The organism is Niallia circulans (assembly GCF_007273535.1).
GTDB classification, from domain to species: Bacteria; Bacillota; Bacilli; order Bacillales; family Cytobacillaceae; genus Niallia; species Niallia circulans_B.
Window position 1 is genome coordinate 2,221,781 of the sequence record NZ_RIBP01000004.1, and the last position, 25,062, is coordinate 2,246,842.

27 protein-coding genes are annotated in these 25,062 nt (G+C 38.6%); 23 read left to right on the forward strand and 4 right to left on the reverse strand.

The features are described from left to right. Positions 1–30 precede the first annotated feature (30 nt). Positions 31–570 carry a CDP-diacylglycerol--serine O-phosphatidyltransferase gene (gene pssA / locus CEQ21_RS18820; protein ID WP_185765832.1) on the reverse strand — a complete coding sequence of 180 codons (540 nt, stop codon included), beginning with the start codon at positions 568–570 and terminating at the stop codon, positions 31–33. A gap of 123 nt (positions 571–693) precedes the next feature. Between pssA and CEQ21_RS18825 the strand changes: the two genes are divergently transcribed. Next, positions 694–1,479 (forward strand): phosphatidylserine decarboxylase, encoded by a 786-nt coding sequence (locus CEQ21_RS18825; protein WP_185765833.1) that lies wholly within the window; start codon positions 694–696, stop codon positions 1,477–1,479. A gap of 40 nt (positions 1,480–1,519) precedes the next feature. Here CEQ21_RS18825 and CEQ21_RS18830 read toward each other — a convergent pair whose 3' ends face one another. Continuing rightward, positions 1,520–1,660 (reverse strand): sporulation histidine kinase inhibitor Sda, encoded by a 141-nt coding sequence (locus tag CEQ21_RS18830; protein WP_127737378.1) that lies wholly within the window; start codon positions 1,658–1,660, stop codon positions 1,520–1,522. 424 nt (positions 1,661–2,084) lie between these two features. Here CEQ21_RS18830 and CEQ21_RS18835 point away from each other — a divergent pair, with 424 nt between their 5' ends. Genes CEQ21_RS18835 through CEQ21_RS18870 form a run of 8 tightly spaced genes read left to right on the forward strand, consistent with a single transcriptional unit; the run spans position 2,085 to position 7,116 of the window. Beyond that, the gene (locus tag CEQ21_RS18835; RefSeq protein ID WP_144452582.1) at positions 2,085–2,600 is read left to right on the forward strand and encodes a YqeG family HAD IIIA-type phosphatase; all 516 of its coding nucleotides are present in this window, start codon (positions 2,085–2,087) and stop codon (positions 2,598–2,600) included. A 3-nt stretch (positions 2,601–2,603) separates the two neighbouring features. Further along, positions 2,604–3,707, forward strand: coding sequence for a ribosome biogenesis GTPase YqeH (gene yqeH, locus CEQ21_RS18840; protein ID WP_185765834.1), 1,104 nt, complete (start codon positions 2,604–2,606; stop codon positions 3,705–3,707). 28 nt (positions 3,708–3,735) lie between these two features. Beyond that, complete coding sequence (gene aroE / locus CEQ21_RS18845; RefSeq protein ID WP_185765835.1) at positions 3,736–4,566, forward strand: shikimate dehydrogenase; 831 nt, start codon at positions 3,736–3,738, stop codon at positions 4,564–4,566. Continuing rightward, positions 4,567–4,860: a ribosome assembly RNA-binding protein YhbY gene (gene yhbY, locus CEQ21_RS18850; RefSeq protein ID WP_127737382.1), complete on the forward strand. Its 294-nt coding sequence runs from the start codon at positions 4,567–4,569 to the stop codon at positions 4,858–4,860. 27 nt (positions 4,861–4,887) lie between these two features. Next, on the forward strand, positions 4,888–5,460 hold the full coding sequence (locus CEQ21_RS18855) for a nicotinate-nucleotide adenylyltransferase (protein WP_185765836.1): 573 nt from the start codon (positions 4,888–4,890) through the stop codon (positions 5,458–5,460). Then, positions 5,450–6,019: a bis(5'-nucleosyl)-tetraphosphatase (symmetrical) YqeK gene (yqeK, locus tag CEQ21_RS18860; protein WP_185765837.1), complete on the forward strand. Its 570-nt coding sequence runs from the start codon at positions 5,450–5,452 to the stop codon at positions 6,017–6,019. Before CEQ21_RS18855 ends, yqeK begins: the two co-directional genes overlap by 11 nt. Next, positions 6,020–6,376 carry a ribosome silencing factor gene (gene rsfS / locus CEQ21_RS18865; RefSeq protein ID WP_144452587.1) on the forward strand — a complete coding sequence of 119 codons (357 nt, stop codon included), beginning with the start codon at positions 6,020–6,022 and terminating at the stop codon, positions 6,374–6,376. After that, positions 6,373–7,116 (forward strand): class I SAM-dependent DNA methyltransferase, encoded by a 744-nt coding sequence (locus CEQ21_RS18870; protein WP_185765838.1) that lies wholly within the window; start codon positions 6,373–6,375, stop codon positions 7,114–7,116. Before rsfS ends, CEQ21_RS18870 begins: the two co-directional genes overlap by 4 nt. 134 nt (positions 7,117–7,250) lie before the next feature. On the opposite strand, the gene comER is transcribed toward CEQ21_RS18870, so the two are convergent. Further along, the gene (gene comER, locus CEQ21_RS18875) at positions 7,251–8,084 is read right to left on the reverse strand and encodes a late competence protein ComER (RefSeq protein WP_185765839.1); all 834 of its coding nucleotides are present in this window, start codon (positions 8,082–8,084) and stop codon (positions 7,251–7,253) included. Between the two features lie 88 nt (positions 8,085–8,172). On the opposite strand from comER, the gene CEQ21_RS18880 reads away from it, so the two are divergent. The 5 genes from CEQ21_RS18880 (at position 8,173) to holA (ending at position 13,261) form a co-directional block, all read left to right on the forward strand. Further along, a complete protein-coding gene (locus tag CEQ21_RS18880; protein WP_185765840.1) occupies positions 8,173–8,763 on the forward strand; it encodes a helix-hairpin-helix domain-containing protein in 591 nt (196 codons plus the stop codon). Positions 8,764–8,852: 89 nt separating this feature from the next. Beyond that, positions 8,853–9,440 carry a ComE operon protein 2 gene (locus CEQ21_RS18885; protein ID WP_185765841.1) on the forward strand — a complete coding sequence of 196 codons (588 nt, stop codon included), beginning with the start codon at positions 8,853–8,855 and terminating at the stop codon, positions 9,438–9,440. A 24-nt stretch (positions 9,441–9,464) separates the two neighbouring features. Next, positions 9,465–9,866, forward strand: coding sequence for a hypothetical protein (locus CEQ21_RS18890; protein ID WP_185765842.1), 402 nt, complete (start codon positions 9,465–9,467; stop codon positions 9,864–9,866). A 24-nt stretch (positions 9,867–9,890) separates the two neighbouring features. Continuing rightward, the gene (locus CEQ21_RS18895) at positions 9,891–11,798 is read left to right on the forward strand and encodes a DNA internalization-related competence protein ComEC/Rec2 (RefSeq protein WP_268879006.1); all 1,908 of its coding nucleotides are present in this window, start codon (positions 9,891–9,893) and stop codon (positions 11,796–11,798) included. 431 nt (positions 11,799–12,229) lie between these two features. Next, entirely contained in the window at positions 12,230–13,261 is a 1,032-nt protein-coding gene (holA, locus tag CEQ21_RS18900; RefSeq protein ID WP_185765844.1) for a DNA polymerase III subunit delta, read from the forward strand. A gap of 85 nt (positions 13,262–13,346) precedes the next feature. Here holA and rpsT read toward each other — a convergent pair whose 3' ends face one another. After that, positions 13,347–13,613: a 30S ribosomal protein S20 gene (gene rpsT / locus CEQ21_RS18905; RefSeq protein WP_185765845.1), complete on the reverse strand. Its 267-nt coding sequence runs from the start codon at positions 13,611–13,613 to the stop codon at positions 13,347–13,349. A 263-nt stretch (positions 13,614–13,876) separates the two neighbouring features. Between rpsT and gpr the strand changes: the two genes are divergently transcribed. From gpr to dnaJ, 9 genes are all read left to right on the forward strand, one after another. Beyond that, the gene (gene gpr, locus CEQ21_RS18910) at positions 13,877–14,998 is read left to right on the forward strand and encodes a GPR endopeptidase (protein ID WP_185765846.1); all 1,122 of its coding nucleotides are present in this window, start codon (positions 13,877–13,879) and stop codon (positions 14,996–14,998) included. Between the two features lie 104 nt (positions 14,999–15,102). Beyond that, positions 15,103–16,284: a stage II sporulation protein P gene (gene spoIIP, locus CEQ21_RS18915; protein ID WP_185765847.1), complete on the forward strand. Its 1,182-nt coding sequence runs from the start codon at positions 15,103–15,105 to the stop codon at positions 16,282–16,284. Between the two features lie 33 nt (positions 16,285–16,317). Further along, positions 16,318–16,680: a DUF3679 domain-containing protein gene (locus tag CEQ21_RS18920; RefSeq protein WP_185765848.1), complete on the forward strand. Its 363-nt coding sequence runs from the start codon at positions 16,318–16,320 to the stop codon at positions 16,678–16,680. 142 nt (positions 16,681–16,822) lie between these two features. Further along, on the forward strand, positions 16,823–18,661 hold the full coding sequence (gene lepA / locus CEQ21_RS18925) for a translation elongation factor 4 (RefSeq protein WP_185765849.1): 1,839 nt from the start codon (positions 16,823–16,825) through the stop codon (positions 18,659–18,661). 87 nt (positions 18,662–18,748) lie between these two features. Further along, positions 18,749–19,885, forward strand: coding sequence for a radical SAM family heme chaperone HemW (gene hemW, locus CEQ21_RS18930; protein WP_185765850.1), 1,137 nt, complete (start codon positions 18,749–18,751; stop codon positions 19,883–19,885). Positions 19,886–20,029: 144 nt separating this feature from the next. Then, positions 20,030–21,058, forward strand: coding sequence for a heat-inducible transcriptional repressor HrcA (hrcA, locus tag CEQ21_RS18935; RefSeq protein ID WP_185765851.1), 1,029 nt, complete (start codon positions 20,030–20,032; stop codon positions 21,056–21,058). A gap of 180 nt (positions 21,059–21,238) precedes the next feature. Continuing rightward, a complete protein-coding gene (gene grpE / locus CEQ21_RS18940) occupies positions 21,239–21,847 on the forward strand; it encodes a nucleotide exchange factor GrpE (RefSeq protein WP_185765852.1) in 609 nt (202 codons plus the stop codon). A 36-nt stretch (positions 21,848–21,883) separates the two neighbouring features. After that, positions 21,884–23,713, forward strand: a complete 1,830-nt coding sequence (dnaK, locus tag CEQ21_RS18945; RefSeq protein WP_185765853.1) for a molecular chaperone DnaK — start codon at positions 21,884–21,886, stop codon at positions 23,711–23,713. A gap of 209 nt (positions 23,714–23,922) precedes the next feature. After that, the gene (gene dnaJ / locus CEQ21_RS18950) at positions 23,923–25,050 is read left to right on the forward strand and encodes a molecular chaperone DnaJ (protein WP_185765854.1); all 1,128 of its coding nucleotides are present in this window, start codon (positions 23,923–23,925) and stop codon (positions 25,048–25,050) included. Positions 25,051–25,062: the final 12 nt, after the last annotated feature.

The following is a 25,062-nucleotide window of genomic DNA, read 5'->3' on the forward strand; positions in this document are numbered from 1 at the left end:
AGAAATGGATGCCTTTTAGGCATCCATTTCTTATATTTTTTTCCACTTGAAATTGCCTATCATCAGGACAGATAGGATTAAAAGAAGAAACAAGTACAGATGTGGCGCAATAAAGCTGGCTCCTAATGTGCAGAAAGTAATAATACACCCTGCTGCAGTTATAGGAAGGCCAGTGAAAAAGCCGCTGTTTTCTGTAATGTTAAATCTCGCCAGACGAAATGCCCCGCAGCAAATATATAAGACGGTAAAGAAAGAGCCTACTGTACTGAATTCAAATAAAACTGCCTGGTAAAGCAACAGGGCCGGAGCCACTCCAAAGGATATAATGTCGCTCATAGAGTCCAGTTGTTTGCCTAACTCTGATTCAATGTTGAACTTGCGTGCTGCCATCCCGTCCAACCTATCAGCAAGTGCAGCAATAAATATTAATAAAAGGCTGAGCTGAATGTGGCCCTTAAGGCTATAAATAATGGAAAATCCTCCAAGGCCTAAATTGGTCAGTGTAAGGAAGTTGGCAATTTGAGCTTTTAGCTTTTTAGCGGTTTGTTCTAGCACTTCATGTAGAAACATCCCATTCACTCCCCGTATGAAATTTCTTCATACAAACTTTTTTATTATATAATAATATATAATTTTAATGTAATATATGATTGTTCGTAAAGAAAAATTTACAATTTACTGGAGGATTCTTAGTTGAAACAATTTTTTTACCGTTTTTTGATAGAACTGACTAACAGCAAGTGGAGTTCTTTACTAATAAAAAAATTTGCTAATTCAAATTTCAGTACTATGATTATTCCCTCCTTTTCCAAGGTGTATGAAATTAATTTAGAGGAAGCAGAAAAAAAGGCGGGCAATTTTTCCAGCCTGCATGATTTTTTTGTCAGAAAGCTAAAATCTGGAGCAAGAGAAATACAGCATACAAGCAATGGTGTGATTAGTCCTGTTGATGCTGTTATAGAAGATATCGGCACAATTAAAAAAGACAAAACGATAATAGTCAAAGGGAAAACTTACTCTATTGAGGAGATGTTGGGAACTCAGGATACGATAGGGCAATATGAGGGTGGTACATACTTGATATTCTACTTGAGTCCAAAGGATTACCATCGCATTCATAGTCCTATTGCCGGAGAAATAAGGAAGCAGTGGACACTTGGTGGAAAATCTTATCCAGTCAATAAATATGGTTTAAAGTACGGGAAAAGCCCGCTTTCCAAAAACTACCGGACGATTTCTGAAGTAAGAACAGCAAGTGGGCAGCATGTAGCGGTTGTTAAGGTAGGTGCCATGTTCATCAATTCTATTATTTTAAGTCACGACCATGAAATGGTAAGTGCGGGAGAGGAAATTGCTTATTTTTCCTTCGGATCAACTGTCGTTCTTCTTTTTGAAAAGGATGCTTTAAAAATGAAAGAAAACATAACAGCACCTTATCATGTTAAAATGGGAGAGCTAATTGGAGAATTCATGGATTAATAATTATATGTATGAAAAAAAACCCGCTGATCAGCGGGTTTTAAGAGGATACTTTCATTTTAATACTTAATGAACGTCGGTGAATTTCTGTTTCAATGAGACGTATAAATTCGGGGCTTAAATCCAGCTCCCTCGCTTTATGATATGACTCAATCAACAATTCATCTGACAGTTTGCGCATGTCAGAACCCACCTCCAATCCATTTTTTGTAAACTTTGTTAAACGTTAGTTAATATATTATCTAGTAACCTAACTTTAACAAAAATAAACATTTAGAACAACTGTTCTCTTATCCACAATCTTCCGTGGATAACCTGTGGTTAAGTTGTTTGTAAGTATAAAGATGTTTATTATAACAAAGGGTATAATGTGTATAAGGTTATCCACATACGCGGATATTTGCGTTTTTTGTCGAAAAATATTTTTAGAATATAAAAAAAAATAGTCATTAACTTCTTTTCATGGGTAGAAAAAGGTATAATATTACTTTCATTAAATTTGTTTTGCGGATATAAATTAATATAGTGTGACGTACATACAAACGGCAATGAACATAGAGTCAAAATTCTTCTGATCAACTAGTAGATAAAAGAGGTGTCCATCATTGTTAAATAATTTTTTGCCTGATCAGTTTGTTAAAAATATATTCGAAATTACACCAGAGCTTCTGAAAGAAAAAGGAGTAAAGGGAATTATAACGGATCTTGACAATACACTTGTTGAATGGGACCGTCCGTTGGCAACGCCACAGATATTGGAATGGTTCGAAGATATGAAGAAAAACAATATAAAAGTTACAATCGTTTCAAATAATAAGGAAGGAAGAGTAAAGTCCTTTTCTGATCCTTTAAACATCCCATTTATCTTTGCAGCAAGAAAACCAATGGGCAGAGCTTTTCGAAGAGCGCTTAAGGAAATGGAGCTCTCAAAAACGGAAGCAGTCGTTATTGGCGATCAGCTGCTTACAGATGTTCTTGGCGGAAACCGCAGCGGATTTCACACAATCCTCGTTGTGCCTGTAGCTCAAACAGATGGATTTGCGACAAGGTTGAACAGAAAAATTGAAAGAAGAATTTTAAATTGGTTCCGGAAAAAAGGAAAATTGACTTGGGAGGATTAATAAGTGACAGAAAGAATACATTGCTTTGGATGCGGAGTTGCCATTCAGACTGAAAATAAAGATGAGCTTGGTTATGCACCTGCTTCTTCTTTAGAGAAGGAGACGATAATTTGCCAGCGCTGCTTCCGCTTGAAGCACTATAATGAAGTACAGGATGTATCATTGACAGATGATGATTTCTTAAAGATTCTGAATGAAATCGGCAGAAGTGACAGCCTTATTGTTAAGATTGTTGATATATTTGATTTTAATGGCAGCTGGCTTCCTGGGCTGCATCGCTTTACAGGCAAAAACAAAGTGTTGTTGATAGGAAATAAGGTTGACTTGCTTCCAAAGTCAGTTAACAAACATAAAGTCATCAATTGGATGAAAAAAGAAGCAAAGGATCTTGGTTTAAGACCTGCTGATGTCTTTTTAGTAAGCGCACAAAAGGGTCAAAGCATTAAAGAAGTGCTTGAGGCTATTGAGTATCACCGCGAAGGAAAAGACGTCTATGTAGTTGGATGTACGAATGTAGGGAAATCGACATTCATTAACTCTGTCCTTAAAGAGGTTTCTGGAGAGGAAAATATCATTACAACATCTCATTTTCCAGGAACAACGCTTGATATTATAGAAATTCCATTATCAGACGGCAAGGCATTAGTAGATACACCAGGAATTATTAACCATCACCAAATGGCTCATTTTGTTGATAAACGTGATTTAAAGGTTATCACTCCGAAAAAAGAAATAAAATCGAAAGTGTTTCAGCTTAATGAAGGACAAACATTGTTCTTTGGAGGTTTAGCTCGCTTTGATTTTACAAGTGGTGACCGTCACTCATTTGTTTGTTATTTCTCTAATGAACTGGATATCCACCGCACTAAAACGGAGAATGCTGATGCACTTTATGAAAAGCATGCCGGGGAAATGCTGACACCTCCAAAACGAGATGAAATGGAGCAATTTCCTAAGCTTATTAAGCATGAATTCACGATAAAAGAACCGAAAACAGATATTGTTTTTTCAGGGCTTGGTTGGATTACAGTGAATGAGCCAAATATTAAAGTTTCTGTGTATGTTCCACAAGGTGTTCATGCTATGATCAGAAAGTCGCTAATCTAAAGAGAGAGAATTAACAGGGAGAGTGGATATGAAAAGGTTTGCGGTTATTGGGGATCCTATTAAACATTCTATGTCACCATATATGCATAATGATTTGTTTCAGCACTATCAAATCGACGCTCGATATGATAGGGTTCATATTGAAAAGGGAATGCTAGAAACGGGACTGGAACTCTTGAAAAAAGACGGTTTGGCCGGATTTAACGTAACCGTTCCTCATAAGACGGATATCCTCCCTTTTTTAGATGATCTTGATCCTCTTTGCAAAGAGATTGGTGCTGTTAACACTGTTGTTAATGAAAATGGAAAATGGATTGGCTATAATACAGATGGGGCCGGTTATCTGGCAGGTATCCTTAAAGTGATGCCTGAATTAACGGATAAAAAAACGTTAATGATTGGTGCTGGCGGTGCTGCTAGAGCTATTTATTTCACTTTAGCTCATCATGGTGTAGAAACGATTGATATAGTCAATCGCACAAAAGTGAGAGCAGAACAATTAAAGGCAGCTTGTCCTTATCCGGTTCAAACGGCAATACTGTCTGCTGAAGCAGCAGAACAGCAGCTCGGAGAATATGACTTAATCATCCAAACAACATCAATCGGAATGTCGCCAGATATAGATGATTCTCCATTAGATGTAACGAATATAAAAGAAAATGCGCTTATAAGCGATATTATTTATAATCCACTTGAGCCAAAAATCCTCCAAGAAGGTAAAAGCCGTGGAGCAATTGTTCAAAATGGGATTGAGATGTTTGTATATCAAGGGGCATTAGCGTTTGAAAAGTGGACTGGCCTGATGCCGGACACGGATAGAATGAGAAAAAATGTAAGGAAACAACTAGGAGGCAACTAAATGCTAAAGGGTAAACAAAAAAGATACTTGCGTGCAATGGCACATCATTTGAATCCGATTTTCCAAGTGGGAAAAGGCGGAGTGAATGAAAACATGATTAAGCAAATTGGTGAGGCACTTGAAGTAAGAGAGCTTTTAAAAGTGAGTGTGCTTCAAAACTGTGAAGAGGACAAAAGTGTTGTGGCAAGAGAGCTTGCAGAAGGAACTAAAGCAGAGCTTGTACAGTTAATTGGTTCAACAATTGTTCTATACAAGGAATCAAAAGAGAACAAAAGCATTAACTTGCCATCATAATCATAATCGTTAGAAGAGGCGATATCTTTGAGAAAAAAGATTGGAATATTGGGAGGAACATTCGACCCTCCTCATATCGGTCATCTGATTATTGCAAATGAGGTCATGCACCATGAAAATTTGGATGAGATTTGGTTTATGCCAAATCAGGAGCCTCCGCATAAAATAATATCAGGGAGTGCATCCAACGAAGACCGTTTAGCGATGCTACATCTAGCTATTAAGGGGAAGGAAGAATTCCAGGTTCAGACAATTGAGCTGGACAGGGAAGGCAAATCCTATACTTTTGATACAATGACTATCTTAAAAGAAATGCATCCGGAGTTTGAATTTCATTTCATCATTGGTGCCGATATGGTCGAGTACTTACCAAAATGGTACATGATTGATGAATTGCTTCAACTAGTCCGTTTTATAAGCGTTAATAGGCCGAACTACAGCAGTGATACAAGCTATCCCGTGCAATTTGTTGCAGTACCGGATATCAACATCTCCTCAAAGCTGATAAGAGGCAGGCTTATAAAGGGAGAAACTATATCGTTTCTTGTTAAGGAAGAAGTGGAACGATATATTAAGGAGAAGAGATTATATGAATCGTGAACAAGCGCTTCTCATCGTAAAAAAACAATTGACAGAACAGCGATATGTTCACACAATTGGTGTCATGGGAACAGCCATTGAACTGGCGAAGCGATATGATGAAGATGCGGAAAAAGCAGAATTGGCTGCTATTTTTCATGACTATGCAAAATTTCGTCCAAAAGAAGAAATGAAACAAATCATTCTTGATCAAAAAATGGATAAAACATTGTTGGCCTTTCATTCTGAACTTTGGCATGCTCCTGTTGGGGCCTACTTAGTCGAAAAGGAAGCAGGCATAAATGATCAAGAGGTACTTAATGCAATTAAATATCATACTTCTGGAAGATCCGGAATGAGCAAACTAGAAAAAATCATCTACTTAGCAGATTATATCGAGCCAGGAAGAACTTTTCCTGGTGTCGATGAGGTTAGAGAATTAGCGATGATCAGTTTAGATGATGCTTTTATAAAATCAGTTAAAAATACAATTTCATTTTTAATGAGCCGCAACCAAGCGGTCTTTCCTACGACATTTGAAATGTATAACAGCTTTGTAACGAAAACGGAGGTAGAATAAATGGAAGAACGTAATTTACTTTTGACTGCTGTTAAAGCAGCAGATGATAAACGAGCAGAAAATATAGTAGCATTAAACATGAAAGGAATCTCTTTAGTCTCAGATTATTTCGTAATTTGTCACGGTAATTCCGATAAACAAGTGCAGGCAATTGCAAATGAGATTAAAGATAAATGTGGAGAAATCGGTGTAACAGTTAAGCGCTTGGAAGGATTCCAAGAGGCAAAATGGATTCTTGTTGACCTTGGGGACATCGTTGTACATGTCTTCCACCGAGATGAAAGAACGTATTACAATTTGGAAAGACTTTGGGGAGATGCACCTGTTGAAAATATCCAAAGTGTGATTGAGCAATGAGTTATCAGCAGTTCGCTTATCTATATGACAGATTGATGGATGACGTTCCATATGATAAGTGGGTTGAGCTCCTATTAGCAGCTAAGCAGGAGTACAACATAAAAAGCAGTAATCTCCTTGATTTAGCCTGCGGTACTGGTGAGCTGTCTGTTAGGCTGGCCCAAAAGGGCTTTACTGTAACAGGTGCAGATATTTCTTCTGATATGCTGAGTGTTGCGCAAAACAAAGCGGAAGAACATAATCTTTCCCTGTTTTTTATGGAGCAGGACATGTCAGAGCTTGAGGATTTGCCATTATTTGATTTCATCGGTATTTTTTGTGATTCACTAAACTACCTGCAGACAGAAGAACAGGTTGTGAACACATTTAAGGGCGTATATGAGCACTTAGATGATGGCGGGTTATTTATGTTTGACGTTCATTCCTTGTATAAGATGAACCATCTTTTCCATAATCAGACGTATGCACTGAATGATGAAGATGTCAGTCTTATTTGGCTTTGCTACGAAGGAGAACATCCAAACAGTGTCGAGCATGATTTATCGTTTTTCCATTTGGACGAGTCTACACAGCAATATATGCGTTATGATGAATTGCATTTTCAACGGACTTTTTCGATTGAGCAATACAGCAAATGGATTAAATCCGCCGGTTTTTCCATTCAAAAAGTTACCGCGGATTTTCAGAATGGTGAAATACAAGAGAACGCAGAGAGAATCTTTTTTTACTGCCTGAAATAACTAAAGAAACACACCTTTTTTGAGGTGTGTTTTTTATGTACAATTTTTGTGGAAAAGTTAGTTAGAACTTAAAAAAACAAACTAAAAAGCAGGAATTTTCTTTTACGTCTCGAATGGTATAATAGCAGAAATTCCTAAATGTTTTTATGGATAACTAGGGAATTTTTGACTGACTGTAAATCCTCTTCAAATTTATGCTGTGTTGCCTGAAACAGTTGATTGAACGTATCGCCAATGTTCTTTTCCAATACGGTAATTCCTTCTCCTGTGACCCCGCCTTTTACACTAACCTTTTCTTGCAGTGTCGGTAATGTGTAATAACCCTTTTCTAAGAGCTGCCCAAGCCCTATCAGCATCTCACTTGCCAGCTTTGTGGCCGTTTCGGCATCAATTTCCGTTTCCTCAACAGCTCCATCAATAAAGCGCTGTGTTAAATAGCTGAAAAATGCAGGTCCGCAGCTGACGATATCTGACGCCACTCTCGTAATGTTATCAGCAATCTCAGTTGGTGTAGAGAAATTGTTAAACAGCGTATTCAGTGCATGCTTCCATTCTTGAGTGCAGTTGCTTCCATAAGAAAATAATGCTACCCCGCATAATGCTCTATTTGTTATGCTCGGGATAATTCGAGCAACAGAGCATGATAATGCACTCTCTAGCTGCTCAGTATTAATGGGGCTTGTGATGGACACAACACATTTGTCCGACGACAGATATGGAGCAATGTCTGAAGCTACACTAAATACATCATGCGGCTTTACACACAAAAAAATAAGATCAGCATTTTGCGCAACCTTCTTGGCTGTTTTTAAAACAGTAACTTGCGGATATATCTCCTTAATTTGAATTGCTTTTGCCAGCGTACGATTTTGAATCAGTAAGTCAGCAGGAGAAATAGCCTTACTGTCGAGCAATGCCTCTATTAGAATCTTCCCCATATTGCCTGTTCCAATCATTCCTATTTTCACGGTTTATTTCCCCCCTATAATGAGCGGTTTCTCATATAACGATATGAGTGTTTAACATGGATTATACCTAGAAAGGAAGAATACTGTCATGAAATGGCTTTCAGAAAAAAGACTAATAATATTGCTTTGTGCGGCACTTGCTGTGTTTATTGGGTATCATTTTGTTTCTAAGCAGAAAGAGGCTGCAGCAGGAGTAGAGCTAGGAGAGCTTTCTGGGGCTGGCGTGACAGAAGCGGAAGAAAAACAGGAGCCAGATATCTATGTCGATGTGAAAGGAGCTGTTAAGGCTCCTGGCTTGTATGAAGCGAAACAAGGAGAACGGGTCATGGATATAATTGAAAGGGCGAATGGATTCACAAGCGAAGCTGACGAAAATGCAATCAATCTTGCCGAAAGGGTGGAAGATGAGATGGTTGTTTATATTCCAGAGTTTGGTGAGGAGCCCAAAGGTGCTAATGGTGATGCAAAAGAGGATGGTGTTGCAGATCTTGTAAACATTAATGAAGCGGACAGCAGTCAGTTGCTTACATTGCCTGGAATAGGAGAAGCAAAAGCATCTGCGATTATAGATTACAGGGAACAAAATGGAGGATTTAAGGACGTAGCTGAATTAAAGGAAATAAGTGGGATTGGCGAGAAAACTTTTGAAAAGCTAAAAGAGCTCGTCACAGTAAAGTAGCGTTTCAAATGGCAAATTGACGTAGAGATTTCTTGCATATAAACTAAGGATAGTTTTTTAAGATCATTTTTTAGGAGTGACTATATATAATGGAAAGATTATCTTGGAATGAATATTTTATGGCACAAAGTGAATTGCTAGCATTGCGGAGTACATGTACTAGGCTTGCTGTCGGTGCAACAATTGTCAGGGATAAAAGAATCATAGCGGGAGGCTACAATGGCAGTATTGCAGGAGGGGTGCACTGTATAGATGAAGGCTGTTACGTAATTGATCATCATTGTGTCCGCACGATTCATGCGGAAATGAATGCAATCTTGCAATGTGCTAAGTTTGGTGTTGCAACAGCCTCAGCAGATATTTATGTTACTCATTTTCCATGCCTGCAATGCTGTAAGGCGATTGTACAGGCCGGTATTAAGACAGTATATTATGAACATGATTATAAAAACCACCCATATGCGCTTGAGCTTTTTAAACAGGCCGGTGTACAGGTTGAAAAGGTAGAAAAACAACAGGTTATTTTTGATAATAACAAGGCGGAAAAGAAGCTATTTGTAGAAAGCTTATTAAACACTCTGAAAGAGAGCAGAGAGGACATGGAAGGGATAGATGAATTAGAAAAGCAAGCAGAAGAGCTGTTTTCGATTATCCCTACAGAAACTTCTTCCGTATAAAGAAGAAGTTTCTCTTTAAATTTTATGAGCAGACAATATAATAACCTCCTCTATTATGCAATAGCTTCGCTTCTGGCAACCCTCTCTGCCTTAACATTTCTCCTTCCAATTGCTGCAACTTTTATCATGCTGGTCATTTGGCTCATTACTGTAAAAAGATGGTCGTATCCAGCTGTTTTATTGCTGATATCCCTTTTTATAGTCTTTTTTTTGAGAGTCCAATTAGATCAAAAAAACAATATCACTCATTTAAATGAAACTCAATCAACATTTGCGTTGACCATACAGGAAGTACCGAAAATAGATGGAGATAAGTGGACAGTGCTTGCTGAAGATACTGTAACTGATGAAAAACTTCTGCTTCAATATAAATTACGTACACCTTCAGAAAAGCAGCATCTTGCCAGACAGCCCTTTCTTGGGTAAACATGTACAATTACAGGAAAACTGATAAAGCCTTCTCCAGCTGCCAATGAAGGGATGTTTGACTATAATAGCTATTTGACAGGAAAGTCGATCCATTGGCTGCTGGAAGTAGAAAGGAAGGGCTTTTCCTCGTGCGAGCAAACAAATTTTCATCCACTATACTTCATTCTCATGCTCAGAGAGAAAGGAATCAGCTGGATTAACACTGTATTTACCGAACAAACTGCGCCAGTGGCAATTGCGTTATTGTTTGGAGACAGAGATTATATGGCTGGTGATATTCAAACAGCGTACCAAAAAATAGGGATAGTCCATTTGCTGGCCATTTCTGGGTCACATGTCATCCTTTTAATAGGGATGTCCTATTACGGCTTATTGCGAATAGGTGTCACGAGACAAAGGAGCATAACGATATTAATGTTTTTTTTGCCTGCATACACCATCCTGACAGGATTAAGTCCGTCTGTCATCAGAGCTGTGTCGACAGCCATGCTAGTGCTTATCCAAAAAAAGTGGCAGCGAACTAGTTATTCCTCGATTGATTTATTAAGCATCGCTTTTGTTATCTATTTGTTTTTGTTTCCAAGAATTGTCCATGATATTGGTTTTCAGCTGTCCTTCGTTGTCAGTCTGTTCTTATTGCTTAGCACCACTATCCTTAAACAAAAAGAAAAACAGCGATGGAAAATGTATATACTCACTGCCTATTTTTGTGAGCTGTCAGTACTGCCCTTTCTGTTAATTTATTTTCACGAATTGCCAGTGTTGTCCCTTTTGGCAAACCTTGTTTATATCCCCTTTTATTCTGTACTTCTACCATACTGCATAATAGTGTTCCTTCTATCGATGCTTTTTGTAAAAATGACCACACTGTTTCTTTATCCACTCGATCAGCTTTCCATGCTGTCTGACTGGCTTGCTTTAACAGCTGCAAAGCTGCCTCATGTTACAATGATTTTTGGCAAACCAGACAAGCTGGAACTGCTTCTGTATATCCTGCTTATTCCGCTATTTTTCTACCTGTACGAAGCCTTTCCTGACAAAAGGAAAAGCATATTTCTTATCCCGTTAAGCCTGCTTCTGTTTCAGCATGCGAACAACGTATGGAGCCCGTATGGAGAGGTTGCTTTTATTAATGTTGGGCAAGGCGACAGTGTATTGATTCACGAACCTTATAACCAAGGAACATATCTTATTGATACAGGAGGTACAGTTACCTTTCAACAAGAAAAATGGGCGGAGCGAGAGGATCGCTATGAGGTTGGTGAAGACACACTAGTTCCTTACTTGAAAAGCAAAGGAATTTCGAAAATTGATAAGCTTATTCTTACACATGGGGATTTGGATCATATTGGCGGCAGTACTGCTGTTATTGAAAATCTGCACGTTGAGCAAATTCTTATGGCTAAAACTAATTGGAATCTAACTGATGGGGAACTGGGAATATGTAAGCTTGCAAAACAGAAAAATATTCCTGTTTTGTTTGTAGAATCAGGGAAGCGCTGGTTGAGCCGAGATGCAGGTTTTCAGATTCTTGCCCCAATAGCAGGCGCTGAATATAGCGAAGGTGAAAATGATGGATCACTTGTCATTTCAGCGAGAATTGGCGGCATAACATGGCTGTTTACTGGTGATATTGAAGAGATAGGAGAAGGTATGCTTCTTAATAAAAACACAGAATTAAAGGCTGATATCCTGAAGGTTGCTCATCATGGAAGCAAAACCTCTACAACAGAAGCCTTTCTGCACGCAGTAGATCCAACCGTTGCCATCATTTCAGCAGGCAAAAACAACAGCTACGGTCACCCGAATAAAGACGTACTTGAAAGATTGCATGCAAAAAACATAACGGTGTGGAGAACAGATTTAAATGGAACCATTTCTTTTAAATATTCACAAAAAAAAGGCACCTTTTTTTTGCAGATGCCATAAACTATATCAAAACCACAGGGAAAACTTATCTGCATACTAGAGAATTACTTATTGTAATATCATACTTACATGCCATAAATGATCTGCTGGTATTTCCTGATTTGGTTTTAGTTTTCACCGTTGTTCTGTGTGAAAACACTAATAACAGTGTACCGCAGCGTATTAAGTATCCTAGGCCTTAATATGCTGCGTTCATTATAGATTGAAAGCGGGTTACCTAATAATGAATTGTAAATGCCTTCTTTGAAAAGCTACCACCAACGTTTTTCAAAGAGGGCTGGAGCTTTTCTATAAAATGGTTGCCCGCTTTCTAGTTTTATCACTTGTCAAAATGGAAATGCTTCTTTACGATATAAGATAGACGAAAAATAGTTGCTTGGCTAGTAGCCTTGCTCCCCAACCCGAGGGAAATGAACGGAGAGAATAAAGTTATGATGCAAGAAATTTGGAAAAAAATAAAAAGGCAGGAATTTGCGCCTGTTTATTTAATGTATGGGCAAGAGTCCTTTTTAATAAATGAAACAAAACAGCTATTAATTCAAACAGCATTAAATCCGGAAGAAGAGGACTTTAACCTATCGACGTATGATCTGGAGGAGGTCAGTATTGAGCTGGCAATTGAGGATGCGGAAACGATTCCGTTTTTCGGTGATAGAAAGGTTGTCGTCCTGCAAAATCCATTTTTCCTGACAAGTGAGAAAACAAAATCAAAAGTGGAACATGATGTAAAGAGACTGGAGGCATACTTAAACGAACCTTCTCCCTATACGATTATTGTTTTTACAGGAAGCTATGAAAAGCTGGATGAACGGAAAAAAATCACAAAAGAAATGAAAAAGACTGCTGAAATTCTCGAAGCAAAGAAATTAAATGAACAGGAATTAAAAAATTGGATGAAGCAAAGAGCTTCCTACAATAAAGTGGAATTAGACAATGATGCTCTCGATTCCCTTCTAAGTATTGCTGGGACAAATTTGTTTCTTCTGACAAGTGAAGTGGATAAAATGGCTCTTTATGTACAGGACTCAAAACTAATTACGAAGGAAATTGTCGAGGAGCTTGCAGCTAAGTCGCTGGAACAGAATATTTTCGCTCTTGTTGAGAAAATAATGAATAAAAGAATTGATGAGGCATTAAGGATATATTACGATCTATTAAAGCAAAATGAAGAGCCGTTAAAAATGCTTGCAATCATCACAAACCAATTCCGCCTTATTTATCAAGTGAAGGCACTAGCCAAAACAGGCTATGGACAGCAGCAAATCGCTTCTGTGTTAAAGGTTCATCCATTTCGAGTGAAGCTAGCAGCCGGCCAGGCAAACCGGTTTACTGATGAAGAATTGACAAGGTGTATCAGCATGTTTGCTGAGGCTGACTACCAGATGAAGACGAGCGGGATGAACAAGACAATGATTATTGAAATGATTCTGTTTAAATTAGGACAAGCTAATAGAAACGCATAGAAAAAAACGCTGCCTTTTGGCAGCGTTTTTTTTATGTACCAATTAAAAAGGCCACCAAATGAATGGATAGCCTATTTTAATTTAATTATGCATTGATCGCGTTTTTTCTCTTAGCTAGACGAGATTTTTTACGAGCAGCAGCATTTTTATGGATAAGACCTTTTGAAGCAGCCTTGTCTAAGTTGCTAGCAGCTACTACAAAGCTTTCGTTCGCAGCATTAGTATCTTCAGAAGCGATAGCAGCTTCTGCTTTTTTAACAGCAGTACGCATTGTTGATTTTACTGTAGTGTTTTGAGCGTTACGAGCGTTGCTAGTTTTTACGCGTTTAATAGCAGATTTAATGTTTGGCATTTACGTTCACCTCCTAAAAAGAAGCATCGAGAATTATATTTAAACTCGATTTTTACATTCCTAAAAAACTTAAAGAACAAATGATATTTTATCAAACGGTTTGTAATAATGCAATACTCTCCACTTAATTTGCCCCGCATATAAGCATTTTTTTATTTAAATATGTAAAAAAGCTGATTAAACTCTTTCTATTACAGTGAATTTTTTTTTCTTAGCAAGGAAAAGATAGAATATAGTAACTATTCGTGGGAGGGGAATATAAGATGAGTGAACAGCTAGATTTAAGTATGTATGCCGTTAGAACTGACTTGGCAATCGAAGCAAATGAATTGGCACTTAGCCAAAGAGCACATATTCAAACAGAACCGAACCAATCTCAGCTCGATGGAGTAATCATAAAGGAAAAAGAAGAAAATGGTATTAAAGTGTCTTATGTCGAAGTAACAGATAAAGGTGAAGAACTTATCGGCAAGAAAAAAGGCAAATATTTAACACTCGAAGTAATGGGTATTCGCCAGCAGGACAGCAAGCTGCAGGCGGAGGTTGAAAAATTATTTGCCAAGGAATTCTCTCAATTTCTAGCATCTAATAATATTTCTGCAGATGCCTCCTGCCTTGTAGTAGGTTTAGGTAACTGGAATGTAACTCCAGATGCACTTGGCCCACAAGTATGTGAAAATATTCTTGTGACAAGACATTTGTTTGAATTGCAGCCGCAAAACGTGGACAAAGGCTACAGACCAGTCAGCGCATTATCTCCTGGTGTTATGGGACTGACAGGAATTGAGACGAGTGACATTATTAAAGGCGTTGTGGAAAAAACGAACCCGGATTTTGTCATTGTAATTGATGCACTAGCATCAAGAAGCATCGATAGAGTTAATTCCACCATTCAAATTTCTGATACAGGTATTCATCCAGGTTCTGGTGTCGGCAATAAACGGAAAGAGTTAAGTAAGGAAACGTTAGGAAGACCAGTCATTGCAATTGGTGTTCCGACAGTTGTTGATGCTGTGTCGATTACGAGCGATACGATTGATTATATTTTGAAGCATTTTGGAAAAGAATTGAAGGAAGGGAACAGGCCTTCAAGGGCTCTAGCTCCTGCTGGGTTAAGCTTTGGAGAAAAAAGAGTGCTGACAGAAGAGGATTTACCTGAAGAGCATCAACGCAAAACATTTTTAGGTATTATTGGGACACTGCCTGAGGAAGAAAAGCGCAAGCTTATTTATGAGGTACTGTCTCCTATTGGCCACAATTTAATGGTAACTCCAAAGGAAGTGGATGTTTTCATTGAGGATATGTCCAACCTGCTCGCTAATGGTCTCAATGCATCACTGCATACTGCTATTAATCAGGATAATGTCGGTTTTAATACACACTAATTTAAAAAACGTCAGAAAACAATCTAGCATTTTTGAAAAAATTAATAGTTCTATCTCTCCTAGCATTTACATAATAATTAATAGACTTGCTAGGAGAGGTGAACATGAAACCATTACGAAAAAAACCAGAAGTTTACATATTGAATGCCAATGTAATGAATATCCTGCCCGTGTTGTTTATGCTGTTTATTGTAATGTTTATTCTAGTGATAGCTGTTACGTCGGTGAAGCAGGAAATAGACATGGGTGCAACTATCTTAAAGGAATCACCTAGCGAGATAGAAGGTAGCTTCTTTTACTCTTTGCTCGGTTCTGAAAATCATTACTTTTTGTCTGCTCTATCAGAAGAACAGCAAGATTTAGATATAAGTCAATTGTTTATAAAGCTAGCAACGAATATTAATTTAGATGACCCAAGAAGCCTGCTTGGAAGAGAGCTTCCTGCCTTTTCTTTATTTGACAGTGAAATACTTGTAGCAGGCGATGGAACAAACTATACGAATTTGCCTCTAGAATCAGCACCTCCACAGCCATTTATTGAGGCTGGAAAAGAAGCGGCGCTGCAGCGTACGGATGAAATAAAAAGACTGGAAGTAAAAGAGAAGAAACAAACTGCAGCCGCTCCCACAACAGGCGATAAAAAAATTGTCTATTTGTATTTTTCCCATAATCGAGAATCCTTCCTGCCATACCTAAAAGGTGTTAAGGACCCAAATCTTGCTCAACACTCCAAAATAAACATCACGAACTTAGGCGATGTCATGAAAGAGGAGCTGGAAATGAAGGGGATCGGCACAACGGTTGAAAAGAAGGATATTCAAAATCTGCTCAATAAAAAAGGATGGAGCTACACCCAATCCTATCAAGGGTCAAGAGAAGTGGTAACAGCAGCAATGTCGGACAACAGAGACTTAAGTTACTTTATTGATATCCATCGTGATTCTCAAAGACGAAAAAACACAACGACTACGATTGATGGCAAGGACTATGCGAAAATTGCCTTTGTAATTGGCGGAAATAACAAGAATTTTGAAAAGAATCAGCAGCTTGCAGAAGAATTGCATGGCATCCTTAAGAAGAAATACAAGTCCTTATCAAGAGGAGTAATCTTGAAAAAAGGGGCGTATACGAATGGGAAATTTAATCAGGACTTGTCAGAAAACAGTATATTAGTTGAAATTGGCGGTGTCGACAATACGTTTGAAGAGCTGAACAGGACTTCAAAAGCTTTGGCAGATGCTTTTAGTGAGTATTATTGGAAAGCAGAGAGTGTGAACGGTAATTAACAGAAATGAACAAGTAAGGAGGTGCTTAACAGAATGAAGATGTTTACCTTGAAAGCACTTGGTATTGCCTTTTTAATGTTTGCTTGTGTGTTATTCGGTATGCAGCAGGCAAATGGAGGCATTTTAAAGATGAAGGGCTATGAAGACGAAAACTTCAGCAGTGCTTTAGCAATTAATAATGAGCAAGGCGGTTTGGAAGCATCTATATTAGGAAGTGATGTTACAAGCCATGATTTGCAAAAAAAGAAAGAGCAGATGGAGGAAATGAAAACCTTTAATCTTCTTTCCGGTATTGGGAAGGGCGTCGCTGATGGCGTCTCTTCTCTTGCTCAAAAGGGTGTCGATTTAGTCAGCGGTGTCATGAACAAGGATAAAGATACAGGTAACCAGCCATGATTTAGGTTCACCTCTCCTTGATGGAATGGAAAGGAATCAGATGTGCGTACTTTTTCTTTCCGATAATTTCATTGAATCTTATCCATCACACTGCTATAATCAAAAATAGTGTATATGTGCGATTATTGTAGGAGTGAACTAGATGAACAGAGAAGAAATGCTTAATAGACAATCAAAAATCCGTAATTTTTCCATCATCGCTCATATCGATCATGGAAAATCTACATTAGCAGATAGAATATTAGAAAAGACAAATGCGTTGACAGCGCGCGAAATGAAAGACCAGCTTTTAGATTCAATGGATCTTGAAAGAGAACGTGGAATTACAATCAAGCTGAATTCCGTTCAGCTTAAATATAAAGCAAAAGATGGCGAAATTTATACACTGCATTTGATTGATACACCGGGACATGTCGACTTTACATATGAAGTTTCCCGAAGCCTGGCTGCTTGTGAAGGGGCTGTGCTTGTTGTGGATGCCGCTCAAGGGATTGAAGCGCAAACACTTGCGAATGTGTATTTGGCAATTGATAATGACTTGGAAATAGTTCCGGTTATTAATAAAATTGACTTGCCGAGTGCTGACCCTGAACGTGTTCGTAACGAAATTGAAGAAGTTATAGGCTTGGATGCTTCTGAGGCAGTTCTTGCTTCTGCAAAGGCTGGCATTGGCATCGAAGATATCCTAGAACAGGTGGTAGAAAAGGTTCCTGCACCTCAAGGAGATCCGGAAGCACCGCTGAAAGCACTTATTTTCGACAGCCTTTATGACGCATACAGAGGTGTTGTCACGTATATTCGTGTTGTCGAAGGTACAGTTAAAGCAGGCGATAAAATTAAAATGATGGCAACAGGCAAAGAATTTGAAGTAATTGAGGTCGGCGTATTTACGCCAAAGGCTACCAGTACAAATCAACTGTCTGTTGGTGATGTTGGCTACCTTACAGCAGCAATTAAAAATGTCGGTGATACAAGAGTCGGTGACACGATAACTAGCGCGAAAAACGGCGCAGTTGAAGCACTGCCAGGGTACCGCAAGTTAAACCCGATGGTATATTGCGGCTTATATCCAATCGATAGCTCGAAATTCAATGACCTTCGTGAAGCGTTGGAAAAGCTTGAACTTAATGATTCTGCGCTTCAATTTGAACCAGAAACTTCTCAAGCATTAGGCTTTGGTTTCCGTTGTGGTTTCTTAGGACTGCTTCACATGGAAATCATCCAGGAAAGAATTGAACGAGAATTTAAAATTGACTTAATTACAACAGCTCCAAGTGTAATTTATGATGTAATTATGACAGATGGAACAGAATTAAAGGTGGACAATCCATCAGCAATGCCTGATCCACAAAAAATTGATCATATTGAAGAGCCTTATGTGAAGGCGACAATGATGGCTCCGAACGAATATGTTGGAGCAATCATGGAGCTTTGCCAGTTGAAACGCGGCGTGTTTATTGATATGCAGTATATGGATGAAACTCGTGTCAAAATCGTTTATGAAATTCCGCTGTCTGAAATCGTCTATGACTTCTTTGATCAGCTTAAATCTAATACAAGAGGGTATGCATCGTTCGACTATGAGCTTATCGGCTACAAAACGTCTACGCTCGTGAAAATGGATATCCTTCTGAATGCAGAAAAGGTTGATGCGTTAAGCTTTATCGTCCATAAGGACTTTGCTTATGAAAGAGGAAAACTCATCGTTGAAAAGCTGAAGGAACTTATTCCGCGTCAACAGTTTGAAGTGCCTATTCAAGCTGCTGTCGGTCAGAAGATCGTTGCACGTTCAACAATCAAAGCGATGCGTAAAAATGTATTGGCGAAGTGTTATGGCGGTGATATATCCCGTAAGCGTAAATTGCTAGAGAAGCAAAAAGAAGGTAAAAAACGAATGAAGCAAGTCGGATCTGTAGAAGTGCCGCAAGAAGCATTTATGGCCGTATTGCGCATGGATGATACCAATACGAAAAATTCATGATCTTAACAAACGGGGTTAGGCTGCTGAAATATTAGCAGCGCTAACCTCTTTTCTTATTTATTTGCAAAAAGAAAGGACCGTGACATATTGATTAAAGCAGCATATATCCATATCCCATTTTGTGAACATATATGTCATTACTGTGATTTTAATAAAGTGTTTCTTAAGGGTCAGCCTGTGGACGAATATTTGGACGCCTTAGAAAAGGAAATCAAGCTGACAGCAGCTAAGAACCAACATGCACTTTCAACCGTTTTTGTCGGAGGAGGTACACCGACAAGCTTAAATGCTAAGCAGTTGGAGCGATTATGTGCAATTATTAGTGAAAATCTTGTTTTAGACAAAAATGCTGAATATACATTTGAGGCAAACCCTGGAGATTTGGCTCCAGATAAACTGAAGGCTCTGTATGATGGTGGGGTCAATCGTTTAAGCTTTGGTGTGCAATCCTTTAACGATGAATTGTTGCAGCGAATTGGAAGAACGCACCGGGCAAAGGATGTTTTTTCTTCTGTTGAAGCAGCGAACAAAATCGGATTTGACAATATTAGCATCGACTTAATGTACAGTTTACCAGGTCAAACAGTGGAGGATTTTGCGGCAACATTAAAGCAGGCCTTCACATTAGATATTCAGCATTTTTCTGGGTACTCACTGATTATTGAGCCGAAAACGGTATTTTATAATCTTCTTCGTAAGGGTAAGCTTTTAACACCAGGTGAAGATGCTGAAGCAACGATGTACCGTCTTCTTATGGAGGAAATGGAGAAACATGGCTACAAACAGTATGAAATAAGCAATTTTGCCAAAGATGGTTATGAAAGTATTCATAACATCACCTATTGGAACAATGCAGAATACTATGGCTTCGGCGCAGGAGCTCATGGTTATGTTAACGGATATCGCCGTTCTAATTTTGGTCCATTGAAGAAATATATGGAGCCTCTTGCAGAAGGGAACCTGCCGCTTCTTGATAATCATAAGGTTACCAGAACAGAACAAATGGAAGAAGAGCTGTTTTTAGGTTTAAGAAAAAACAATGGTGTTAGCTTAAAATCCTTTAAACAAAAATATAATCAAGACATCGAGATACTATTTGCAGAAGAACTGAAAGGGCTGTTGGAAAGAGGGTTAATTTCCATGGATGATGGAAATTTAAAGCTAACATACAACGGACGTTTCCTAGGAAACGAAGTGTTCCAATCATTCATTGGAATTCTTTAACGCCTTCCTTGCAGGCAGATAAAATATAGCAAAGAATTTCTTTACGAAATAAGAACCAAATTATTGACATAGTCCCCTTGTATTTGATAATTTATAAATAGAATTAGCACTCGGTGCTAATGAGTGCTAACAGAGGTGATGAATGTGTTAACAGATCGTCAATTATTGATACTGCAAGTGATTGTTGATGATTTTATAGCATCTGCTCAGCCGGTTGGTTCAAGAAGCCTGTCGAAAAAGCCCGAGATATCCTTTAGCTCTGCCACTATCAGAAATGAAATGGCTGATTTGGAGGAGTCTGGTTTTTTGGAAAAGACTCATTCTTCATCTGGACGAATTCCGAGTGAAAAGGGCTATCGTTTTTATGTAGATCACTTATTATTGCCGCAAAAGCTTCGCAAAGAAGATGTGTTGACACTGAATTCCGTTTTTGCTGAAAAGATTTACGAATTGGAAAATATGGTCCAAAGATCAGCGAAAATACTGTCAGAGTTAACAAACTATACGACAATAGTGTTGGGTCCTGCTGTTAAGGAAAACAAGCTGAAAAAAATTCAAATCGTCCCATTAAATGCTCAAACAGCGATAGCCATTATCGTAACAGATACAGGACATGTCGAAAATAAAATGTTTCATTTGCCGGAATCTACTGATGCAAATGACATTGAAAAGCTTGTGAATATCCTTAATGAAAGACTTGCCGGAGTCTCTATCGAGAAGCTGCACAACAAAATTTATAAGGAAGTTGCTTCCTTATTAAAACTTCATATTAATCATTATGATTTATTTTTGAATTCTATCTACGATGCTGTTAAAATCGATACTCATGAGAAGCTTTTCTTTGGCGGCAAAACAAATATGCTGAGCCAGCCTGAATTTCATGATGTCAATAAGATTAGAGATTTGTTGACCATGATCGAAAAAGAGGAAGGCATCCATGATTTGATCCGTAATAATTCAACAGATATCAGCATTAAAATCGGTACGGAAAACAATGTTTCAGCAATGGAAAACTGCAGCGTCATTTCTGCTTCCTATTCATTAGGAAAAAAACAGCTTGGCTCCATTGCGATATTGGGTCCTACGAGGATGGAATACTCTAGGGTTGTCAGCCTGCTTAACTTGATGACACATGATCTCACAAAAGTGTTGACAAGGCTGTATCAAAACTAACATCAAAGGATATAGTTAATAAATAGTTGTCCCTTAAAACAAAGATAGTTTTGAATGTTGGCAGGGACAAGATTTTTTTAAAAAAATGATAGTTTCTGGAAGCATTATATAGGCTGATTATGTATAATAGTTCACTGTGAAGACTATTTATGACAAATAATTCATTTAAGGGAGGTGAATATGTTGGCAGAAGATAAAACAACGATGAATGAAGAGCTACAAGAGGAAGTCGCAGCTGATGAAAAGACGGAAGCGGTCTTTGAAGAAGTGAAGCAAGAGGAAACGACTGCTGATGCCCAAGAAGGGTCAGACTCACTTGATAAGGATCTTCAGGCAGCAAATGCTAAAATTGCTGAACTTGAGGCGAAAGTTGAAAGTGAATCAAACCGCTATTTACGTCTTCAAGCAGATTTTGATAATTCCCGCCGCAGGGCAAAGCTTGATTTAGAAGCGGCGCAAACATATAGAGCACAAAGCATCGTTATGGATTTGCTACCAGCAATCGATAACTTTGAAAGAGCTATGAAGGTTGAAGCGACTGAAGAACAAGCAAAAAGTTTATACACTGGTATGGAAATGGTATACAGAGGGTTGTTGGATGCACTTGAAAAAGAGGGTGTTCAAGTAATCGAGTCTGTCGGAACTGAATTTGATCCCCATCTACATCAAGCAGTAATGCAGGTAGAAGTGGAAGGTACAGAACCTAATATTGTAGTAGAAGAGTTCCAAAAAGGCTACAAATTAAAAGACAGAGTTATCAGACCAGCTATGGTTAAGGTTAGTCAGTAAGATCTACATATTAAAAAAATTGGAGGGAATTTTTCCATGAGTAAAATTATTGGAATTGATTTAGGTACAACAAACTCATGTGTTGCTGTATTGGAAGGCGGAGAACCAAAAGTTATCCCAAATCCAGAAGGTAACCGCACAGCTCCATCTGTAGTTGCATTTAAAAATGGAGAGCGTCAAGTTGGGGAAGTGGCAAAACGCCAATCTATTACAAACCCAAACACAATCATGTCTATCAAACGTCATATGGGTACAGACTACAAAGTTGAGGTAGAAGGCAAAAACTATTCTCCTCAAGAGGTATCTGCTATTATCCTTCAATATTTGAAAGGTTATGCAGAAGAATATCTTGGCGAAACAGTAACAAAGGCTGTTATTACAGTTCCTGCTTACTTCAATGATGCAGAACGTCAAGCTACTAAGGATGCAGGTAAAATTGCTGGTCTTGAAGTAGAACGTATCATCAATGAGCCAACTGCAGCAGCACTTGCATATGGACTTGATAAAACAGAAGAAGATCAAACAATTCTAGTATATGACCTTGGTGGCGGTACTTTCGACGTTTCCATCCTTGAATTGGGTGACGGTGTATTCGAAGTAAAGTCAACTGCTGGTGACAACCGTCTAGGTGGAGACGACTTCGACCAAGTAATCATTGATTACTTAGTAGATCAATTCAAAAAAGAAAACGGTATTGACTTAAGCAAGGATAAAATGGCTCTTCAACGTCTTAAAGACGCTGCTGAAAAAGCGAAAAAAGACTTGTCTGGTGTAGCTTCTACACAAATTTCACTTCCATTTATCACTGCAGGAGAAGCTGGCCCGCTTCATTTAGAAGTAACGCTATCTCGTGCTAAATTTGAAGAAATTTCTGCTGATTTAGTTGAACGTACAATGGGTCCAACTCGCCAAGCATTAAAAGATGCTGGTTTAAGTGCTTCTGAAATTGATAAAGTAATCCTTGTTGGTGGTTCTACTCGTATACCTGCTGTACAAGAAGCAATCAAAAAAGAAACAGGTAAAGAGCCTCATAAAGGTGTTAACCCTGACGAAGTAGTTGCAATGGGTGCAGCTATCCAAGGTGGAGTTATCACTGGTGACGTTAAAGACGTTGTTCTTCTTGACGTAACACCATTATCATTGGGAATTGAAACAATGGGCGGCGTGTTCACAAAGCTTATTGACCGTAACACAACAATCCCAACATCTAAGTCACAAGTGTTCTCAACTGCTGCTGACAGCCAAACGGCTGTTGACATCCATGTGCTTCAAGGGGAGCGCCAAATGGCTGCTGACAATAAAACATTAGGTAGATTCCAATTGGCAGATATTCCGCCAGCACCACGTGGAATTCCACAAATTGAAGTAAGCTTTGATATCGATAAAAACGGTATTGTGAATGTTCGTGCGAAAGACCTTGGAACAAATAAAGAGCAAACAATCACAATCAAATCTTCAACAGGTTTATCTGACGAAGAAATCGACAAAATGGTTAGAGAAGCAGAAGAAAACGCGGAAGCTGATAAAAAGCGCAAAGAGGAAGTTGAATTGCGCAATGAAGCAGATCAATTAGTGTTCACTACAGAAAAAACACTAAAAGATTTGGAAGGCAAAGTGGATGAAGAAGAAGTAGCAAAAGCTAATGAAGCAAAAGATGCGCTTAAAGAAGCAATCGAGAAAAACGAATTAGAAGAAATTCGTGCGAAAAAGGATGCGCTACAAGAAATCGTTCAAAATCTTTCTGCTAAGCTTTATGAAGAAGCAGCGAAACAAGCTCAAGCAGCACAAGGTGCTGAAGGGCAATCAGCTGGTAAAGATGATGATGCAGTAGATGCAGAATTTGAAGAAGTAAAAGACGACAAATAAGCACATGCCAAACAAAAAAGTCAAAGTCAGGTAATCCTTGGCTTTGGCTTTTCTTTATAATAGCTAAAAAAAACGTTCATAATGCTAATGTATTTTATAAAAAAAGAGCAGGCTTTTTCTTAGTCGTTAAGAATAAACTATTGTACATTAGAATTGCAAAATGTTACAATATCATCTATGTGAAAAGAATCGGGGAGTGGCAATTATAAATGGATAAGCGAGATTACTATGAAGTCCTTGGCGTTGCGAAAACAGCTTCCAAGGATGAAATAAAAAAGGCATATCGAAAACTGTCAAAAACGTATCATCCTGATATCAATAAAGAAGCTGATGCAGACGAAAAGTTTAAAGAAGTAAAAGAAGCATACGAAGTGCTCAGTGATGAACAAAAACGTGCTCAATATGACCAATTTGGCCACACAGATCCTAACCAAGGCTTTGGTGGTGGAGCTGGTGATTTTGGCGGCTTTGGCTTTGAGGATATATTCAGCAGCTTCTTTGGCGGTGGCGGCGGTGGACGCAGACGTGATCCAAATGCGCCAAGACAAGGAGCAGATCTGCAATATACGATGACACTTTCCTTTGAGGAAGCTGCATTTGGAAAAGAAACAGAAATTGAAATTCCTCGTGAGGAAACTTGTGAAACATGCAGCGGTACAGGTGCAAAGCCTGGAACGAAACCTGTTACTTGTAAGCATTGTAGCGGAACAGGTCAATTAAATGTGGAGCAAAACACGCCATTCGGGAAAATTGTCAATAGAAGAACGTGTCAGCACTGTAATGGTACTGGGAAAGAAATTAAACATAAATGTGGCACTTGCGCCGGCACAGGAAAAGTGAAAAAACGCCGTAAAATTAAAGTGAAAATTCCAGCTGGTATTGATGATGGGCAACAATTACGCGTCAGCGGTCAAGGGGAGCCAGGCGTTAATGGCGGTCCTGCTGGAGATTTATATGTCGTATTCCATGTAAGAACACATGAATTCTTTGAGCGTGACGGTGAAGATGTTTACTGTGAAATGCCTATTACCTTTGCGCAGGCTGCACTTGGTGATGAAGTGGAAGTGCCGACATTGCATGGCAAGGTTAAACTTAAGGTACCCGCAGGAACACAGACAGGAACGAAATTCCGTCTGAAAGGAAAAGGTATCTCCAATGTACGCGGCTACGGTATCGGTGACCAGCATGTCATTGTACGCTTAATTACACCGACTAAGCTTTCGGATAAACAAAAACAATTGCTGCAGGAATTTGCAGAGCTAACTGGAAATGCCCCTCAAGGGGAAGAGGAAGAAAGCTTTTTCTCAAAAGTAAAAAGAGCCTTTAAGGGTGAATAAAGATTGATTGGA